The sequence below is a fragment of the Shewanella sp. SR44-4 genome (assembly GCF_014163715.1).
Classification (GTDB): Bacteria; Pseudomonadota; Gammaproteobacteria; order Enterobacterales; family Shewanellaceae; genus Shewanella.
The window spans coordinates 1-18,889 of the sequence record NZ_JACJDU010000011.1 but is presented as its reverse complement, the minus strand read 5'-3'; the positions used below and the strand labels follow the sequence as shown (position 1 = coordinate 18,889).

General features: G+C 41.3%; 19 protein-coding genes. 13 read left to right on the top strand and 6 right to left on the bottom strand.

All coding sequences use genetic code 11. From position 1 onward, the window contains the following. Positions 1–14 precede the first annotated feature (14 nt). The 3 genes from infA to aat form a co-directional block, all read right to left on the bottom strand. A complete protein-coding gene (gene infA, locus H5125_RS07265; protein WP_011496276.1) occupies positions 15–233 on the bottom strand; it encodes a translation initiation factor IF-1 in 219 nt (72 codons plus the stop codon). Positions 234–312: 79 nt separating this feature from the next. Beyond that, on the bottom strand, positions 313–1,032 hold the full coding sequence (locus H5125_RS07260) for an arginyltransferase (RefSeq protein WP_182743904.1): 720 nt from the start codon (positions 1,030–1,032) through the stop codon (positions 313–315). Beyond that, positions 1,022–1,729 carry a leucyl/phenylalanyl-tRNA--protein transferase gene (gene aat, locus H5125_RS07255; RefSeq protein WP_101086962.1) on the bottom strand — a complete coding sequence of 236 codons (708 nt, stop codon included), beginning with the start codon at positions 1,727–1,729 and terminating at the stop codon, positions 1,022–1,024. The genes H5125_RS07260 and aat overlap by 11 nt, the downstream gene beginning before the upstream one ends. Before the next feature lie 52 nt (positions 1,730–1,781). Between aat and H5125_RS07250 the strand changes: the two genes are divergently transcribed. Further along, complete coding sequence (locus H5125_RS07250) at positions 1,782–2,270, top strand: glycine zipper 2TM domain-containing protein (RefSeq protein ID WP_392343548.1); 489 nt, start codon at positions 1,782–1,784, stop codon at positions 2,268–2,270. Between the two features lie 159 nt (positions 2,271–2,429). Here the strand turns inward: H5125_RS07250 and H5125_RS07245 are convergent, their stop codons facing one another. After that, entirely contained in the window at positions 2,430–2,792 is a 363-nt protein-coding gene (locus H5125_RS07245; RefSeq protein WP_182743903.1) for a hypothetical protein, read from the bottom strand. A gap of 424 nt (positions 2,793–3,216) precedes the next feature. Between H5125_RS07245 and H5125_RS07240 the strand changes: the two genes are divergently transcribed. Continuing rightward, positions 3,217–3,969: a Nif3-like dinuclear metal center hexameric protein gene (locus H5125_RS07240; protein WP_310734189.1), complete on the top strand. Its 753-nt coding sequence runs from the start codon at positions 3,217–3,219 to the stop codon at positions 3,967–3,969. A 119-nt stretch (positions 3,970–4,088) separates the two neighbouring features. Further along, on the top strand, positions 4,089–6,014 hold the full coding sequence (locus H5125_RS07235) for a monovalent cation:proton antiporter-2 (CPA2) family protein (RefSeq protein ID WP_162023294.1): 1,926 nt from the start codon (positions 4,089–4,091) through the stop codon (positions 6,012–6,014). 110 nt (positions 6,015–6,124) lie between these two features. Here H5125_RS07235 and metG read toward each other — a convergent pair whose 3' ends face one another. Further along, the gene (gene metG / locus H5125_RS07230) at positions 6,125–8,176 is read right to left on the bottom strand and encodes a methionine--tRNA ligase (RefSeq protein ID WP_101086967.1); all 2,052 of its coding nucleotides are present in this window, start codon (positions 8,174–8,176) and stop codon (positions 6,125–6,127) included. A 156-nt stretch (positions 8,177–8,332) separates the two neighbouring features. Here metG and apbC point away from each other — a divergent pair, with 156 nt between their 5' ends. From apbC to H5125_RS07185, 9 genes are read left to right on the top strand one after another with little or no spacing between them, the layout of a single operon-like run. Further along, a complete protein-coding gene (gene apbC / locus H5125_RS07225) occupies positions 8,333–9,448 on the top strand; it encodes an iron-sulfur cluster carrier protein ApbC (RefSeq protein WP_101086968.1) in 1,116 nt (371 codons plus the stop codon). Between the two features lie 9 nt (positions 9,449–9,457). Next, entirely contained in the window at positions 9,458–10,096 is a 639-nt protein-coding gene (gene udk, locus H5125_RS07220; protein WP_182743901.1) for a uridine kinase, read from the top strand. A gap of 23 nt (positions 10,097–10,119) precedes the next feature. Beyond that, a complete protein-coding gene (dcd, locus tag H5125_RS07215) occupies positions 10,120–10,704 on the top strand; it encodes a dCTP deaminase (protein ID WP_101086970.1) in 585 nt (194 codons plus the stop codon). After that, on the top strand, positions 10,704–11,537 hold the full coding sequence (gene pabC / locus H5125_RS07210; RefSeq protein ID WP_182743900.1) for an aminodeoxychorismate lyase: 834 nt from the start codon (positions 10,704–10,706) through the stop codon (positions 11,535–11,537). Before dcd ends, pabC begins: the two co-directional genes overlap by 1 nt. Further along, complete coding sequence (mltG, locus tag H5125_RS07205; RefSeq protein ID WP_392343636.1) at positions 11,537–12,547, top strand: endolytic transglycosylase MltG; 1,011 nt, start codon at positions 11,537–11,539, stop codon at positions 12,545–12,547. The genes pabC and mltG overlap by 1 nt, the downstream gene beginning before the upstream one ends. After that, positions 12,544–13,191 carry a dTMP kinase gene (tmk, locus tag H5125_RS07200; RefSeq protein WP_182743899.1) on the top strand — a complete coding sequence of 216 codons (648 nt, stop codon included), beginning with the start codon at positions 12,544–12,546 and terminating at the stop codon, positions 13,189–13,191. Before mltG ends, tmk begins: the two co-directional genes overlap by 4 nt. A gap of 28 nt (positions 13,192–13,219) precedes the next feature. Further along, positions 13,220–14,203 carry a DNA polymerase III subunit delta' gene (gene holB / locus H5125_RS07195; RefSeq protein ID WP_059743857.1) on the top strand — a complete coding sequence of 328 codons (984 nt, stop codon included), beginning with the start codon at positions 13,220–13,222 and terminating at the stop codon, positions 14,201–14,203. Positions 14,204–14,254: 51 nt separating this feature from the next. Further along, positions 14,255–14,581 (top strand): PilZ domain-containing protein, encoded by a 327-nt coding sequence (locus tag H5125_RS07190; RefSeq protein ID WP_182743898.1) that lies wholly within the window; start codon positions 14,255–14,257, stop codon positions 14,579–14,581. A 55-nt stretch (positions 14,582–14,636) separates the two neighbouring features. Next, positions 14,637–15,425, top strand: a complete 789-nt coding sequence (locus H5125_RS07185; protein WP_182743897.1) for a TatD family hydrolase — start codon at positions 14,637–14,639, stop codon at positions 15,423–15,425. Positions 15,426–15,895: 470 nt separating this feature from the next. On the opposite strand, the gene rsmF is transcribed toward H5125_RS07185, so the two are convergent. Continuing rightward, positions 15,896–17,350 carry a 16S rRNA (cytosine(1407)-C(5))-methyltransferase RsmF gene (rsmF, locus tag H5125_RS07180; protein ID WP_182743896.1) on the bottom strand — a complete coding sequence of 485 codons (1,455 nt, stop codon included), beginning with the start codon at positions 17,348–17,350 and terminating at the stop codon, positions 15,896–15,898. A gap of 124 nt (positions 17,351–17,474) precedes the next feature. Between rsmF and H5125_RS07175 the strand changes: the two genes are divergently transcribed. Continuing rightward, complete coding sequence (locus H5125_RS07175; RefSeq protein WP_182743895.1) at positions 17,475–18,701, top strand: nucleoside recognition domain-containing protein; 1,227 nt, start codon at positions 17,475–17,477, stop codon at positions 18,699–18,701. The last annotated feature ends 188 nt before the right edge of the window (positions 18,702–18,889 follow it).

Below are 18,889 nucleotides of genomic sequence, written 5' to 3'. Positions count from 1 at the left end.
GTTGAGGCTAGCGATTAACGTGCGCGGAAGACGATACGACCTTTTGATAGGTCATAAGGAGTCAACTGTACAGTGACTTTGTCACCCGTTAAAATACGGATGTAGTTTTTGCGCATTTTGCCAGAGATGTGGGCTATCACCACATGTCCATTTTCAAGCTCTACGCGGAACATTGTATTTGGCAAGGTCTCAAGGATAGTGCCCTGCATTTCAATGTTGTCTTCTTTCGCCATTAATTAGTTATCCCATTAGCCTTCAAATATGAAAAAATCGGGCGTATCATGCCCCAAAAACACTGAACTGTAAAGGGCGTTAACGAGAAAGAGCCGTAAGATTTTCACCAACTTGCCAACCGAGTGCTGTTAAAATTTGATACGGACGGTATTGACGTTTGTAGCTCATTTTCCGATTTTGATCAATTTGATAGCCTAAATATAAAAAACGTTTACCCAATGATTTTGCTAATTGGCATTGGATTAAAATCATCAGCGAACCTAATGAACGGTCGGCATAATCAGGATCAAAATAACTGTAAATTGCTGAGAAGCTGCTCATCATTTCATCGGTTACGGCCACCCCAATTAATCGCTCTTGATCAAACACCTCAATAAACATCGGCGGTAACCAATCTGATAATAAAAAATCATCATATTGGCTTGGCGATGCAGGAAACATTGGCCCATCGTTGTGACGTTCATTGATATAACGTTGATACAAATCATAGTGCTCTGGCCGTGAGGTATGAGTGACTTTCCAATGCAAATCTTGGTTGTTTTTTAAGGTTCTTTTTTGGCGTTTAGATAATATAAAATCATTAACATTCAATCTAATAGACTGACAAGCTTGGCAGGAGGGACAACGAGGTTTGTAAATAGCATTGCCGTTACGACGAAAGCCCATCGTCAGCAGTTGTTCAAACAGCGCTGCGTCTATTTGCGGTTCTTGGATCACCAGCAATTGCTCTTTATTACCTTCAATATAATTGCAATCAAAAGGCTGGCTTATTCCAACGCTGACAGATTTAGAATTCAATAAACACCTCTTGTTTGTTCCACATTGACGCTGAAGTTGTACGATCTCTGTACTGATGAAGCACCGTTAAAAACTCGCTTCTAGGTAAGGCTTTAGCCCCAAGGCTAACTAAGTGAGGATTCATAACTTGCGCATCAATCAATTGGAAATCGTGTTTCACCAAGTGTTGATTCAGTATAGCAAAGGCTGCTTTTGATGCATTTGTTTGACGATGAAACATCGATTCACCGCAAAAAATACCGCCCACCGGAATACCATACAATCCGCCCACTAGCTGTTCGCCATCCCATACTTCAATAGAATGAGCACGCCCTTGGAGATGCAGCTCATAGTAGGCCATTTGTATTTCGGCCGAAATCCAAGTGCCATCTTGGGTGTTACGGGGCCCAGCACAACCGGCAACAACATCTAAAAATGCATGATTGATGGTAAAGCGCCATGAAGACTTTTTAAGAAATTTAATTAAGCTTTTACTGCCAAAAGGATGGCTTGGTGTGAACACCGCTCGAGGATCGGGAGACCACCACAAAATGGGGTCATTAGCGTTAAACCAAGGGAAAATACCTTGGTAATAGGCTTGTGCTAGGCGGTCTGGCCGCAAGTCTCCTCCGATGGCTAATAGACCATTCGGATCAGTAAGAGCTTGCTCAGGCGGCGGGAAGCCGATGGATTGATTTAAATAAGACAGTGAGTTCACAATTGAGTATATTATTTGTAATACCTTATCGTTAACTTAGCGGAAAATGGCCATGTTTAAAATCATAACTGTAAGTGTGAAGAGTATTTTTGCAGTATTGCTGACTATTTGTTTGTTTTGTGGTCAAAGCCAAGCTGCTTACGAACGTAATCAAGCCGTTCCAGTTGAAAAAGTGTTATACGGCCACATTGAATCTGTGAAGCATGTGACAGAGAAACAGCTAGTAGAAGATAGTCGAAGCGGTTGGAAAACCTTTGGCGGTGCATTAATCGGTGGTGTCATCGGTCATCAATTTGGTGGCGGTTCAGGTAAAGATGTTGCTACTGTTTTGGGGGCGTTGATTGGCGGTGGCATTGGCAGTCAGCACGGTAACCAACAATATTATCTTGAAACTAAGTTAGTTGAACTAATGATAAAGCAAGAAGATGGTAGCCAAGTTATGGTGATCCAAGATGCGGATCCGGGTATGAGTTTTACTGCCGGAGATGAGGTTAGGGTGGTTTACTTAACCGGTTATGTCAGGGTCGACCTAGCGATGTAAATATTCTCGATGTAGTAATTCTCGATGTATTTATTCTCGATGTAATTATTCTCGATGTGAAAATGCAACTAAAACAAAAGGAGCCTAGGCTCCTTTTGTTTACACACTGTGGTCAATATTTGCTAACAATACTGTTTGATCTGTTGTTGCTAATAGAGATTAAAATCCACGCGGCAAAGTTTGATTACCGGTTGTGTTTTCGAGTTTTTTACGCCACAACTGCTTAGGCGTTAATCCGCCTGAGTTTGATTGCACTTTTTTACTCGGTTGTTTTTTCGCTGCAGTTTTTGTCGTTAACCTTGCAGCAGGTTTAATAGCTGCTTGGCGCGCAGTAGGTGCTTTTTTTACTGACGATGCAGTTAGTTGTGAATGCATGGATTCAAGTTCGCTAAAGCGCACTGATTTACCGCCGTCAATTTTGTACCAGCTGCCAGCTTGTTCAATAGAAACTGCTTGTCCAGACTGCTTTTCAAGAGCCATTTGTAGTTGGCCGATGACCTCTTCTTTAGTCAATGTTGTCATAGTTAATAACCTATTTGTTATCATGTTAAATGAAGGTTGTTACTAATTTTAATGTGTGAAGGCTACAAAAGTCCAATTAGTGGCTGTAATTGTCGGTTTATCCCTCATAAAGTCCGATTTATCAGCGTTTATGACTGCTGTTGTTGAAATATTCGACAGTGAGTTACATTGAATTATTAAACTCATCTCTAGTGAAGGTATTGAATAAATAAGCTAAAATTAGCACGATACCGTTTATTATTCTGAGCAGAGGTTAATTAGTTAAATCCCTAAAAAATCGTACAACTCAGTGGCTGATTCGCTTGCAATTTAACAACGGATAGTAAGTGATAAATGGCCCATTATCTTCTGAGTTGGCTTCAGAGGCTTCTATTCATTTTGTTAGGAAAATATTATGTCAACACATCATCAAGGCTCCTCTACCATTACTCGTCAAACGTTAGGGACATATTTAGACAGTTTTTTAAACGTGTCAGCCTTTAAAGACTATGCTCCTAATGGCTTACAAGTTGAAGGTAAGTCTGATATCCGCACTATTGTGACAGGCGTAACAGCATGCCAAGCATTAATTGAGCAAGCGGCGGCCGTTAATGCTGATGCTATTCTTGTTCATCACGGTTTTTTTTGGAAAAACGAGCCAGAAATTATCACTGGGATGAAGTATCGCCGAATTAAGGTATTAATGGACCATGATATGAGTTTATTCGGCTACCATTTACCGCTTGATGCCCATCACGGTATTGGAAATAATGCCCAACTAGCTTACCAGTTAGGGATTATTAGTCCTCGAGTATATGAACCAGTAGGGCAAGACTTACTCTGGCATGGTCATTTAGAGCATCCTTTAAGCGCCAGCGAATTGAGTCAATTACTGACTAAGGTACTTAAACGTGCACCATTACATATTGGTGATAACAGCAAGCCTATTTCAACCTTGGCTTGGTGTACTGGTGGTGCTCAAGACTATATTGATTATGCAGCCCAAATGGGGGTAGATGCGTTTATAAGCGGTGAAGTGTCAGAACGTACTTATCATGCAGCAATGGAGCAAGGGCTGCATTATTTTGCTGCAGGACATCATGCTACTGAACAATTTGGTATTCAGGCATTAGGGCAGCATTTAGCCAGTAAGTTTGATTTAACCCATCATTTTATTGATATCGTTAACCCAGTGTAGTGGATTAAAATACATCGCTGAATATTGGCCCGCACTTGTACTTGCACTTGTACTTGCACTTGCACTTGTAATTGCAGTGTAAAAGTCGATATTAATTATTTACCCGATAAGGACCCCCAATGACAGAGTACTTTTTACAGGCTTTTATTTATCTCACCGCTGCAGTCATTGCTGTTCCGTTAGCGAATAAATTAGGCTTGGGTTCCGTGTTGGGATATTTGATTGCGGGTGTGGTCATTGGTCCTATTGTTGGTTTAGTGGGCAGTGAAACCAATACCATTCAACACTTTGCCGAATTTGGTGTGGTGATGATGCTATTTTTGGTTGGCTTAGAACTGGAACCCAAAATGTTGTGGGCGATGCGTAATCGTTTACTGGGTCTTGGTGGCTTACAAGTTGTGGGTTCGGTTGTGGTGGTAATGGCTTGTGCAATTTATGCGGGCTACCAACTGAGTATTGCATTAACGATAGGATTAATTTTTTCACTATCCTCTACCGCAATTGTGTTGCAGACCTTATCTGAAAAACGCCTCAATAAAACCCACGCCGGAAAGAACGCATTTTCGGTATTGTTGTTTCAAGACATCGCGGTCATCCCCATGTTGGCCTTTATTCCGTTATTAGCCTTACCTGAGTTAGTTGAGAAAGCCCAAGCTGCAGTTAGTAGTATGAGTGAACAACACGAGCAGTTAAGCCTAGTGGCCTCATTACCTGGTTGGGCATATGCCATTGTACTGGTATTAGCTATTGGGGCTGTGGTGTTAGGTGGTCACTATCTCAGTAGACCATTATTTAAAATGGTCGCCGAATCAGGTGCTCGTGAAATCTCCACCGCAGCAGCACTTATGTTGGTCATCGGCATTGCGGCATTAATGAGTTTAGTGGGTATATCACCCGCATTAGGCACCTTTTTAGCAGGCGTTGTACTGGCAAACAGTGAATTTAAGCATGAGCTTGAAGCCAATATTGGTCCGTTTAAAGGCTTATTATTGGGATTGTTTTTTATCACTGTTGGCGCTGGAATCGACTTTACGGTTCTATTTGCTGATTTTGGTGAAATAATTGCAATCACCTTAAGTGTTATGCTGATTAAAGCACTTGTGCTGTATTTATTAGCGTTGATTTTTAGGATTAAGGGCAGTGATCGTTGGTTGTTTGCGTTATGTCTGGCTCAAGCGGGGGAGTTTGGTTTTGTATTACTGAGTTTCAGTGTTCAACAGCATGTTATTCCAACTGATCTGGCGCAGACTTTATCTATCGTAGTCGCGTTATCGATGTTTTTAACCCCAGGGTTATTTATATTATTCGATAAAGTGATTTATCCACGCTTTCAAGTGAAAAAAAATCAGCGTGAACAGGATAATATTGATGATGAGGGCACGGTGATTATTGCGGGTATTGGCCGTTTTGGCCAGGTGGTAAATCGCTTTTTAATTTCGAATAATATTAAAACCGTAGTGCTCGATTATCAGGTTTCACAGGTCGACGCTATCAGGCGTATTAATACTAAGGCCTATTTCGGTGATGCGACTCGTCCAGATTTATTAAAAACTGCTGGCATTGAACAAGCTTCGCTTTTTGTGGTGGCCATCGATAATAGAGAAAGTAGTGTGGAGTTAGTTAAATACTTACATCATACCTACCCTAAACTTAAGATTGTTGCTAGAGCATTTGACCGTGGTCATGGGCATTTATTAAAAGAGGCTGGCGCTGACGCGGTCGAGTCGGAAACGCATCATTCAGCTCTTGAACTCAGCTTGTCATCGTTACAGTTATTAGGTCATTCGGAAGAATATGTGTTGAGACGAAAGGCAACCTATAAGCGGGTTGAAAAAGAAGCCTCTAAACGTTTATACGATATGTGGTTGAAAGAATCAGTGGGTGAGCGTTTTGGTAACGATTTTATTAAACTGTTTATGTTATATGAAGAGCGATTAAAGCAGGCAATGGATGAAGATAATGCCACTCACCAACAAGATGTAGATATCCAGAACGAAGTTAATGCAAAGCCAAAATCAGATGTTGATGTTAATTCTAATCATTAATGCACTACTTTATACTTGTAGATTAATCACTTAATCACTGGTAGTGTTTTTCTGGATGTGTTTCTGTTGAAAAGACCGCCGAGGCGGTCTTTTTTCTATGTATTTAACAGTTACTTAACGCGCATGCCAGGTTGAGCACCTTCATGGGGTTCTAGTATAAACAGATCTTTACCGCCAGGACCTGCAGCTAATACCATACCTTCTGAATCACCAAACTTCATTGTACGTGGGGCAAGGTTTGCCACCATCACGGTGAGTTTGCCAACCAAATCTTCAGGAGCATAAGCAGATTTAATACCTGCAAATACTTGTTTGGTTTCGCCGCCTAAATCTAATTCAAGACGCAGTAATTTATTGGCTTTCTCGATATGTTCCGCTTTGCTGATACGCGCAATCCGTAAGTCAATTTTTGCGAAATCTTCAAAGCTTATTTCTGGGCTGATAGGATCTTGCTCTAATTGATTAACGGCTTGTGTCGGCGCATCGGTTTTAGGTGCGTCCGTATTACTGGCTTGCAAGTTCTCTTTAGAGGCATCGATGATAGCTTCAATGCTTTTGGGTTCGATACGCTGCATTAATGCTTTAAATGGCGCTATTTCATGACCTGATAAATCTTGGCCCAAATTGTCCCACGTTAAGGTTAACTGTAAAAAACCTTCAACATCACCGGCCAGTTTTGGTAATACAGGCTTGAGGTAAGTGACCAAGATTCTGAATAAGTTTAATGCATTACTGCAAACTTGATGTGCTTCATCTTGTTTATCGTCTTGCTTAACTAATTGCCAAGGTGCCGCGTCTGCAACATAGGCGTTAGCAATATCAGCTAATGCCATGATTTCACGCATCGCTTTGCCAAATTCGCGAGTTTCATATAATTCGGCAATCACTTCGCTTTTGGCTAAGAATATGTCGGTTAAGCTACTGTCGGTTACCTTGGCTAACTTTCCGTCAAAACGTTTGCCGATAAAACCTGCCGTTCGTGAAGCAAGGTTAACTAATTTACCGACTAAATCTGAGTTTACTCGTTGAGCGAAATCTTCTAAATTTAAATCCAAATCATCAATACGACTATTTAATTTAGCCGCGTAATAATAACGTAGGTATTCCGGATCTAAATTATCTAAATAAGTACGCGCTTTAATAAACGTGCCTTTAGACTTAGACATTTTTGAACCGTTTACCGTGACATAGCCGTGAGCATAAACACTGGTCGGTTTACGAATACCAGCGCCTTCAAGCATTGCTGGCCAGAATAAACTGTGGAAATAAACAATGTCTTTACCGATGAAGTGATACACCTCAGCGGTAGAGTCTAAACTCCAAAAATCGTCAAAGTTTAAATCATCACGCTTGTCACATAGGTTTTTAAATGAGCCCATATAACCGATAGGTGCATCTAACCAAACATAGAAAAATTTGCCGGGAGCATCAGGGATTTCAAAACCAAAGTAGGGTGCATCACGAGAGATGTCCCATTGCTTTAGGCCTTGTTCAAACCATTCGTTAAGCTTGTTGGCCATTTCTTGTTGCAATGAACCTGATTGAATCCACTCTTTTAACATGCCTTCAAATGCTGGCAGGTCGAAAAAGAAGTGTTCGGTATCTTTCATTATTGGTGTAGCACCAGAGACTGCCGATTTAGGATTTATCAGATCGGTTGTACTATAAGTTGCACCACAGTTGTCACAGTTATCACCGTATTGATCTTCAGATTTACATTTTGGGCAGGTGCCTTTAACAAAACGGTCAGGCAAGAACATTAACTTTTCAGGGTCATATAATTGTGAAATGGTTTTGGTTTTGATGTAACCGCGATCACGGAGCTTTAGATAAATATCACTGGCCAAAATGCGGTTTTCGTCGCTGTGAGTACTGTGAAAGTTATCAAACTGGATATTGAAATCCGCGAAATCTTGCTGGTGCTCTTTTTGCACTTGGGCAATCATTTCTTCTGGCGTAATGCCCATTTGCTGTGCTTTAAGCATAATCGGCGTGCCGTGAGCATCGTCGGCACAAATGTAGTGGCATTCATGTCCACGTAACTTTTGAAAACGTGACCAAATATCCGTTTGGATATATTCAAGCATGTGGCCTAGATGGATTGGGCCATTGGCATAAGGAAGGGCACTTGTGACCAGTATTTTACGCTGTGATTTTGTCATTTTGTCTCGATATCAAATTACACCAAAAATATTGCCTGATACTAACTGATTAGCAGACTTTTTTCACCAAAACATGACTTAAAAAGGCTTATTAGTCGCTATTTTTTTACCAAGTTCTGATACACTTGTGCAAATTTCTGGTTCGGAGTTGCCGTTTTGGTCAATACGCATACAAATTATCAATTAAGTGATGAATTATTGTCACCAGTGTTAGATATTTTAGAAGCATTTGAAGATCCTTATTTGCATAAAGGCTTAGTCAGTGCAGGATGTGTTACAGCATTGTCGATAGAAGGAAAACGCCTACAATTAGGCTTAGTTTATCCTTATCCGTGTATGACACAATACCGTGACACCGTGATGGCAATAACCAATAAATTGGCTGTTCTTGACGCCATTGATGAAGTGGAATGTGAAATTGATTTCCAACCACGGGTTTATTCCGCGCTGCCAGCCATTGCACCTATTCCTAATGTAAAACAAGTTATTGCTGTGGCTTCTGGTAAAGGCGGTGTGGGTAAATCAACCACCGCAGTAAACCTCGCATTAGCGTTAAAAGCTGAAGGCGCCGAAGTGGGTATTTTAGATGCCGACATTTATGGCCCGTCTATTCCATTGATGTTGGGCATTCCTAATTTTCGTCCACAATCGCCAGATGGAAAGCACATGACACCTGCATTGGTGCATGGCATTTCTGCGCAATCAATTGGCTTTATGCTAAGTGGTGATGAAGCTGCAGTTTGGCGTGGTCCTATGGCCGCAGGTGCTTTAGCACAGTTACTTAACGAAACGCAGTGGCCTGAATTAGACTATTTAATCGTCGATATGCCACCAGGAACTGGTGATATTCAACTGACATTATCGCAAAAAGTACCGGTTAGCGGTGCGGTGATAGTGACAACGCCGCAAGATATTGCTTTAGCGGATGCCAAGAAAGGCATCACCATGTTCAACAAGGTCAACATTCCAGTACTTGGGATTATCGAGAACATGAGTTTTCATCTTTGTCCTGAATGTGGCCATAAAGAACACCCATTTGGTACTCATGGTGGTAGTCAAATAGCGGAACGTTATAACGTACCATTATTAGGCTCACTGCCATTACACATCAATATTCGTGAATCAATGGACAATGGTACGCCGAGCGTGATGAGCGAACCAGAAAGTGAAGTGTCAGGGATATATCGCGAAATTGCCCGCAAACTAGGGGCAGAATTAGCACTTCAACAAGTACAATCAACCGTAAAAATTAGCATATCAGAAGACGAGTAAGGTTAAGAGATGAATTCTCAGCAGTGTGTCATTATTGGGATTGCCGGTGCGTCGGCTTCAGGTAAAAGTTTAATTGCTAAAACAATTTTTGAAGAATTGTGTCGTGATTTAGGAACAAATCAAATTGGTGTGATCAATGAGGATGCTTATTATCATGATCAAAGCCATTTGACGATGGAAGATCGTGTCAAAACTAATTACGACCATCCAAAAGCGTTAGACCATCAGTTATTAGCGTCTCATTTATCTCAGCTTAAACAAGGTGAGCCAGTTAGCATTCCATGTTACAGCTATACTGAGCATACTCGTATTAGCGACACGTTGACCATGCAGCCTAAAAAAGTGATTATCTTAGAAGGCATTCTATTATTAACCAATCCTAAATTACGTGAGTTAATGGATGCCAGTGTGTTTATGGATACGCCATTAGATATTTGCTTTTTACGTCGGTTAACTCGTGATGTTGCTGAACGTGGCAGAACAATGGAATCGGTTATTTCACAATATAAACGAACCGTACGCCCGATGTTTTTACAGTTTATTGAGCCGTCAAAACAATATGCCGATATTATCGTTCCACGGGGCGGTAAAAACCGTATCGCAACTGATATTTTAAAAGCTAGAATTCAGCATTTATTGGCGAAGTAGCCTTATCTAGAAGAGAGTGCAGCATGCGTTTAACTGATATAGAGATTGAGCAATGTTTAGATAATGGCACCATTATTATCGATCCTCGTCCTGGTATTGAAGCCATTTCGGGAGTGAGCGTGGATGTACGTTTAGGCAGCCAATTTCGTGTATTTAAAGACCATACTGCACCTTACATCGATTTAAGTGGCCCTAGTGCAGAAATGCAAATAGCACTTGATCGGATCATGAGCGATAAAATTGAAATAGCTGATGATCAAGCTTTTTTCCTTCATCCTGGCGAATTAGCATTAGCGGTAACCTATGAAAGTGTGACCTTACCTGCAGATGTTGTAGGTTGGTTAGATGGTCGTTCATCACTTGCCCGTTTAGGGTTGATGGTACATGTGACCGCACATCGTATTGATCCCGGTTGGCAAGGTAAAATCGTACTTGAGTTTTTTAACAGTGGCAAATTGCCGTTGGCTCTTCGCCCTGGTATGACGATTGGTGCGCTTAATTTCGAGCGCTTAAGCTCTGCGGTTGCTCGTCCATATAACACGCGTAAAAGCTCGAAGTACAAAGATCAACAAGAGGCTGTGGCAAGCCGGATCAGCCAGGATAAATAATGGCACCAGTTTGGGTTAATCACGTTAAAAACGGACTCATAAATCCATTTGATCGTGGTGTTGCTTATGGTGATGGTGTGTTCGCAACCATGCGCACAGCATCAGCTGATATGCCCGCAGGGATCCTATTCCTTGACGGGCATATTTCTCGTTTGCAGCAAAGTTGCGAGCGCCTAAGTATTCAGTGGCATCCAAGCGACTTATTAATACAACAATTAATCCTACTCGCCCAACAATACCCACAACATTGTATAAAGCTATTGCTGACGCGTGGAGTCGGTGGCCGTGGTTATCAGGCTCCTTTGAGCGCAGACGTTACAGAAGTTGTGTCAGTGCATCCCATTCCTGAGCATTACCTTGATTGGCAGCAAATTGGTATCTCGCTAGCATCATCACCGATATGTCTTGGCAGGCAACCACTTCTAGCGGGAATGAAACACCTTAACCGATTGGAACAGGTGCTCATAAAGTCACAACCTCTACCGAGTACTCATCAAGATTGGCTAGTGTTTGACTGTGACGGTAATGTGATAGAGTCATCCATGGCCAATATTTTTGTAGTCAAAAATGGTCATGTGTTTACCCCAGCAATAACCCATGCGGGCGTAAGTGGTGTGATGCGTGAGACATTAATTGATACTCTGCTCTGTCAGGGTTTCTCAGTTATGGCTACACAATTAACACTTGGTGATATTCAGGCCGCGGACAATATATTTATAACGAACAGTTTATTTGGCATTGTTGATGTAACTGCCATTGACGATTTTCAATTTAGCCATTGGACGCAAACACCGCGATTCAGGCACATTTTGAGTGTGAATTTATCATCATGATTAAAACCATAAAAACCTTTTTTTTAGCCAGTCTTATTCCTCTATTTACAGTATTTTGTCTTGGAGGATATTGGCTTGTATCTGGCTTAATCGCTTACCAAAAACAGCCATTACAGTTAACTGAAATTCAAACATTAACGGTTGAACCTGGTACTAGTTTGATTAAGCTTGCGCAACAACTAGAGCAACAATCATTGATTACCGATAGCTGGAAAGTTAAATATCTGGTCAAACTTGAACCTAAGCTTGCCCATATTAAAACCGGTTTGTATCAATTGATCCCAGGCGATACATTAGAAGCGTTATTAAAACGGCTGTACTTAGGCCAACAAGTGGTTTTCAGCATCACCTTAATCGAAGGTAAAACCATTGCCGAGTGGCAGCAAGCACTGACCACGACTGAGCATTTAGCAAAAAATACCGACGACTTTAACCAAGTGCTATTACAAAATGGCGATACCTCTGGTTTGCCTGAGGGTAAGTTCTATCCAGAAACATTCCATTATCATGCAGATGATAACTTACAGACGATTTTAAACCGCAGCTACACCATGATGCAGTTAAGCTTAGCGCAAGCATGGGAAGGTCGCGACCCTGATTTAGCCCTATCATCACCTTACGAATTATTAATTATTGCGTCTATTATTGAAAAAGAAACGGGCAAACCTGAAGAGCGTGATTGGGTGTCTGCAGTGTTTAATAATAGACTTAAAAAAGGTATGCGTCTTCAGACCGACCCCACGGTAATTTATGGCATGGGTGAACGTTATAAAGGTAATATTACTCGTAAAGATTTACGCGAAGCAACGGCATTCAATACCTACAAGATTGATGGTTTACCGCCAACGCCTATCGCTGCACCAAGTCGCGCATCATTATTTGCCGCCGCTAATCCAGCCAAAGTAAATTACTTGTACTTTGTTTCACGCAATGATGGCAGTCATGTGTTTTCATCTACGTTGAAAGCCCATAATAATGCCGTAAACGAATTTCAGAGAAAAAGAAAATGACTCAACAGCAAGGCAAGTTTATTGTCATTGAAGGATTAGAAGGCGCGGGTAAATCAAGCGCGATAGCCCTTGTTAACGATATTATTAAGCGGCATATCGGTCAGGCTCCTGTGTGTACTCGTGAGCCGGGCGGGACTCCTTTGGCAGAAAAAATGCGCGATTTAGTTAAAATTGCCGATGAGACAGATCCATTATGCGATGAAGCAGAATGCTTACTTATTTATGCAGCGCGAACACAATTAATTGCCAATGTTATTAAGCCTGCTTTGTCTGCGGGTCAATGGGTACTTGGCGATAGACACAATCTGTCATCATTAGCTTATCAAGGTGGTGGCCGAGGGTTAATGCCATTAGTGAAAGCGGTCAGTGATGCTTGCTTACGTGGTTTTAAACCCGATCTCACTTTATATTTGGATATTGATCCTACGTTAGGCTTAAGCCGTGCAGCCAGTCGTGGCGAGCTTGATAGAATAGAGCAACAAGCGATTGATTTTTTTGAGCGAGCCAGACGAACCTACTTACAATTAGCCCATGAAGATGACAGCATTGTGGTGATTGATGCCAGTCAATCCATGGAACAAGTGCATAATGATATTGGTATACAATTACAACGCCATTTATCCACTCTTATGAGTGAACAGTGATTGATATTAAAAGGGATAATGTGCCGACATGAGTGATTATCAGATTGACCAGCTGCCTTGGTTAGCCGATCCACATCAGCGTTTTGTTGACCAGCATTATCGAGGCAAAAGCAGTCATGCGCATTTGTTCAACATCGATAAAGCATTAGGGGGCGATAAGCTTGCTAAGGCCGCAGCGCAAACTGTGCTTTGCCAGCAACTCACTCCGGTTGGTGCTTGTGGCCAGTGTAAAAGTTGTTTGTTATTGGCAGCAGGTAATCATCCTGATTTATATATAATCGAACCAGATGGCAACCAAATTAAAGTCGATCAAATTCGTCAGCTCTGCCAAGCGTTAACCCAAACGGCTCAGCAAGGTGGCGCACGTGTAGCTATAATCGTTAATGCCGAACGCTTAAATTTGGCAGCGGCTAATGCATTATTGAAAACCCTTGAAGAACCTGGCGATGATGTTGTACTCATTTTGCAAACCAATACATCAGCCCAGTTACTAGCGACCATTACCAGTCGTTGTCAAACGCTTAATTTTGTTGAGCCAACTAAAAACGAGATCCATCAGTGGTTAGCGGCGCAGCAGTTGTTACCGCCAGCCAATGCCGATGGCAAAATCCATGATGTTACATGGTGTCTTAGTGTTGTTGGTGGTCCTCTTGCGTTAGCAAATAGTTTAACCAGTCAGCATTATCAACAACTGCTGACATTTCGCCAAGATTGGGCCCAAAGTTTACAAACGGGTCATTTAAGCAACAGTTTATTGAAGGTGTCTGAACAACAAATTGTTGATGCACTTAATGTTTTGTATTTGTACTTGCGCCAATATGTGTTAAAAAGTAATAAGCTAAAAACTGAAAACACAAGTCGTCAGTCATTAAATCCACTGGTTCAATCAAAAGTCATTGAACTTGCTGGGCGTGTGATGACCATGTGTCATAGACTTGAAACAATGCCGAGTGTGAACGCGCCAGCCTTGTGTCAACAATATGTGCTCACATTTAGACAGTTGACCCATTAAAACGTTTTTATATTGATTTTTAACCTGCTTATGGAAAGAAAATAATTATTTATGGTCGATCTTGTTGTTAATTACGATACATTACATAAACTTTATCGTGCTTATATGCCTTTTATTAAGCCTGCAGGTTTATTCGTTGCGACTACAGAAAGTCATTTTTTAGGCCAAGAGCTTACTATTTCTTATCGATTGCCTAATGCCACCCAAACAAACGAGTTTAAAGGCACAGTGGTATGGATTAATCCATTAGGTGCATCTGGTGGGCGCCCAGCGGGTATTGGGGTTAAAATTAAAACTGATGTTGAAAGTCATAAACATCATATTGAAAAATTATTATCAAGCGAACTTGCCTCTAGCGATTTGACCTGCACTATGTAGCTAGGTATTCTTGCGCATCTGTTTTATTTGTTAATGTAGTTGCGAAAGAATTCCCATGCTAATTGATTCACATTGCCACCTTGACCGCTTAAAAGCGGCCCCAGACTCAGCCAGTTTACAATTCATTATGGACAATGCCAAAGCTCAAGGCGTTGACTATCTATTGTGCGTCAACGTTCGTCAGCAAGGCTTTGAAGCCATGCGAGATAAAATGTCTGCCTTTAATAATGTGTTTTTGTCTTCTGGCGTACATCCTCTCGATGTACAAGAAGGGTTGAATATTGAAGACATTAAACGTTTTGCACAAGATCCCAGAGTGGTTGCCATTGGCGAAACAGGCTTAGATTATTTCTATTCAAATGACACAAAAACCTTGCAACAACAGTGCTTTGAACAACAAATTGCGTTAGCTGTTGAGGTGAGTAAACCATTAATTGTACATACTCGCGATGCCCGTGAAGATACCATTAATATGCTAAAAGCCGGTCATGCCGACAAAGTGGGTGGTGTGCTGCATTGCTTTACTGAAAACTGGGAAATGGCCAAAGCCGCTATTGATTTAGGCTTTTATATTTCTGTTTCAGGAATTGTAACGTTTAAAAATGCAGGTGAATTGCGCAGTGTTATTCGCCAAGTACCAAAAGACCGATTACTGGTCGAAACCGATTCACCTTATTTAGCTCCGGTGCCGCATCGTGGCCAAGAAAATCAGCCTGCTTATGTTCGAGATGTTGCCGAATTTGTCGCAGAATTGCGCGGTGAAAAATTCGAAGAGTTAGCTCAATACACCACGGATAACTTTTTTAATTTATTTAAAGATGCCGCTAAGTTAGTTGGCCGCTAATTCAAATCTGCAGCTAGTTCAAGATTGAAGCTAATTCAATCCTCAGACTTCGCGGCAATAAAGTTCTGATATGCCTGCTGTGCAGGCAAACAAAATAACGTTAGCGCAGTTGCTTAAATAATTGCGCTAACGTTACTCAAATACCACCATGAACCTATGAGTTAAGCACATTTTAGGGCGTACCGTTGGTTGAAATAATAAAAAAAGGCCCAAAACTATCCAATTGTTTTGGGCCTAGGGAAAGGGCTCGATTAAGAGCCTTGCGCTACTGTTGTGGCATCTTAAGATAGCTTAAAATGCCAAATACTGAGTCGAACATGAATTAATTATAGGCACTCAAATTGTGTTGTGCATAAAATTTAATTAATAATGTTGGTTTAGCACTCTGTTTTATCACTGTGTTTTATAGTAATTCATTGATAATTATGTTTTATATTCTTTATTCTTGCTCATCGAAATAGTGTAGCGTGCTATAGGCTCAAGTTAACGTTATCGCGGACCAAATCACGCGGTAAATTGTTTTTCAGTCTATGGCCTAAATGTTTTACAACCCCAAGCACGACTTTATGATAACTCACTAACATTTCGCCTTGTGGCATGATGGCTAACTGCTGCTGTGTCGGTTGATCAAAAGTACTTGTAGCAATATCACGACCCATTAAAAAACCTTGTGCTTGCGCCGCACTTAATTCCATGGTTTTTGCTGGATTATGCGCTGCTGCCGATAAAGCAATAACGGCTTCATGTTTAGCTTTGTAGCCTTTTTTCATCGCATCAGCGAGCTTAATGCCAATACGTTGAAAACGCATCTTGCCTATAAAAGGAATAAATTGGGCTGGAAACAACCAATATTCATCGTCACGCAACATGATCACGTCATCGCTGGGTAACTCGAGACAGAAGTTGTTTTGAAAGTATTGTGTTAATTCCACTTTTTGCTTTTCGTTTACGGGAGTAAAAGGAAAGTTTTTTTGTAATTTAGGCTGTTTTTTTACTCGCTCGACTGAGGCGGTTTTACGAATTTTAGCGACAAAAAAACCTTCGCTGTCGTAAATTTGTGGCCAAACATGTAAAAAACCTTCTTTAGTGCATGCTTTATTTGCACCATCAAATAACTCAGCCAGTGACACAAACTCAACCGCATCAGGGTAAGTTTGCTGTAAGTGATAACAGATATGTTGGTTTTCTAACTGGCTTAGAGTACAAGTCGAATAGACTAACACTCCGCCTGGCTTTAACGCTAAAAATGCTGATTCGATAAGATCTTTTTGGGTTTCAGCAATCGCAGTAACATCTTCAATATCCCAGTGTTTTAATGCCAAGGGATCTTTACGGACGGTGCCTTCGCCGCCACAAGGAGCATCCAATAAAATTGCATCAAACGATTCATATAAATATTCACCAAAGACTCGGCCATCAAAATGGGTTAGGGCGGTGTGGCTGGCCCCCATACGTAACACATTAGCGTGTAATACTTTAACGCGACTGGCAGAATATTCATTAGCGACTAATAAGCCACTGTTATTCATTAAGGCTGCGATTTGCGTTGTCTTAGAACCTGGTGCAGAAGCGACATCTAAGATTATTTCGGCGGCGGTTTCATTGGAAAATAATGCGGTCGGCGGCAGCATTGAGCTGGCTTCTTGGATATAAAATAGCCCTTGAATATGTTCAATGGCATTACCCAGTTGGATATCATCTTTACCATCAATCCAAAATCCGTCAGCACACCAAGGTACTGGAGACAGTTGCCAGCCGGCTTTAGTCATGATGCTGACAAATTGTGCAGTACTGATTTTAAGCGTATTCACTCGAATGGATTTACGAAGTGGTTTATCACAATAGGCGATAAACTCTTCTAAAGCCAAGTGAGCGGGTAACTCTTTCTCAATGTGATTGATAAAGTTTATATTTAATTGGGCCATAATAAGAAATGATACATTATTGTTGCAGTAATTGAAGCGATCATATCACGGAATTGTACACCCTGTTTGGCAATGATTACTGTATATTGACGTTAATAAAACCGACTGGCTAATGGAGTGGTGTGTGCTAAATAGAGTGTGGTTATTATTTTTTATCATTGCTGCGTTGTCTATCTCGATTCAATTAGTGAATGGCAATGTCGATGTATTAAGCGAGTCGGTGACGGCATTGTTTGCCAGTGCTAAGTTAGCCGCTGACATCTCGCTTGGCTTAATTGGTGTGTTAGCGTTATGGATGGGCTTGATGCAAGTCGGTGAAAAGGCCGGTGTGGTGGGTTTGTTTGCCCGCATATTTGAACCTTTACTGTCTAAGTTGATGCCAGAAGTTCCTCGTGGACATGTCGCCTATGGCAGCATTAGCATGAATCTTACTGCTAACATGCTGGGACTGGACAATGCAGCAACGCCTTTAGGCTTAAAAGCGATGCATGATCTGCAAACTCTTAACCCTGTAAAATCAGTAGCAACCAACGCCCAAATTTTATTTTTAGTATTAAATACTTCATCAGTAACATTAGTCCCTGTAACAGTCTTTCTTTATCGTGCCCAACAAGGTGCGGCTAATCCTGCTGATATCTTTTTACCCATTTTATTGGCCACAAGTGTTTCCACCGTTGTGGGACTATTGGTTGTCGCGTTAGTGCAGCGTATCTCGTTAATCAATAGTGTTATTTTGGCTTATGCTGCAACCATTATGAGTGTATTCATGGCCGGGATTGCTTATTTGGTGACATTATCCGCCGATGCGATAGGCCAGGTGTCTATGGTGTTAGGTAACGGTATACTGTTGTTGCTGATTTTAAGTTTTATTTTAGTCGCAGGTTATCGCAAAATTGCGGTGTATGACGAGTTTGTTGATGGCGCTAAACAGGGCTTTAGCCAAGCAATTCAGCTAATCCCTTATTTGCTGGCGATGTTATTAGCCATTGGGTTTCTTAGGGCTTCAGGGGCGTTAGATTATGCCTTACAGCTGTTAGCAAGTGGCGTGAGTGCATTAGGCGCCGATACGCGCTTTATTGATGCGATGCCAACCGCGTTCATGAAACCTTTTAGCGGTTCTGGTGCGCGTGCGATGATGTTAGAAACCATGAGTCATCACGGAGTTGATTCTTTTGCGGGCCGACTAGCAGCTATTTTACAAGGCAGTACCGAAACAACATTTTATGTGTTGGCTGTGTACTTTGGTTCAGTGGGGATCCGTAATGGTCGTCATGCACTAGGGTGTGGTTTAGCAGCAGATTTTGCAGGTATTAGTGCTGCCATCGGTGTGTGTTATTGGTTTTATGGTTAAAAATCAATTATCGAAATCAATTATCGAAATCAATAATATAAATAAAAAGGCCGATAAATATATCCAATGCCGATCGTTTAAGGGCACTTGACCGATCTTGCAGATGAAAGATAATCCCTACCAGTATTCTGGTGGGGATTTTTTATGTTTGAGCAAGAGCTTGAATTAGTTCATGAGTCTGTTGAAGA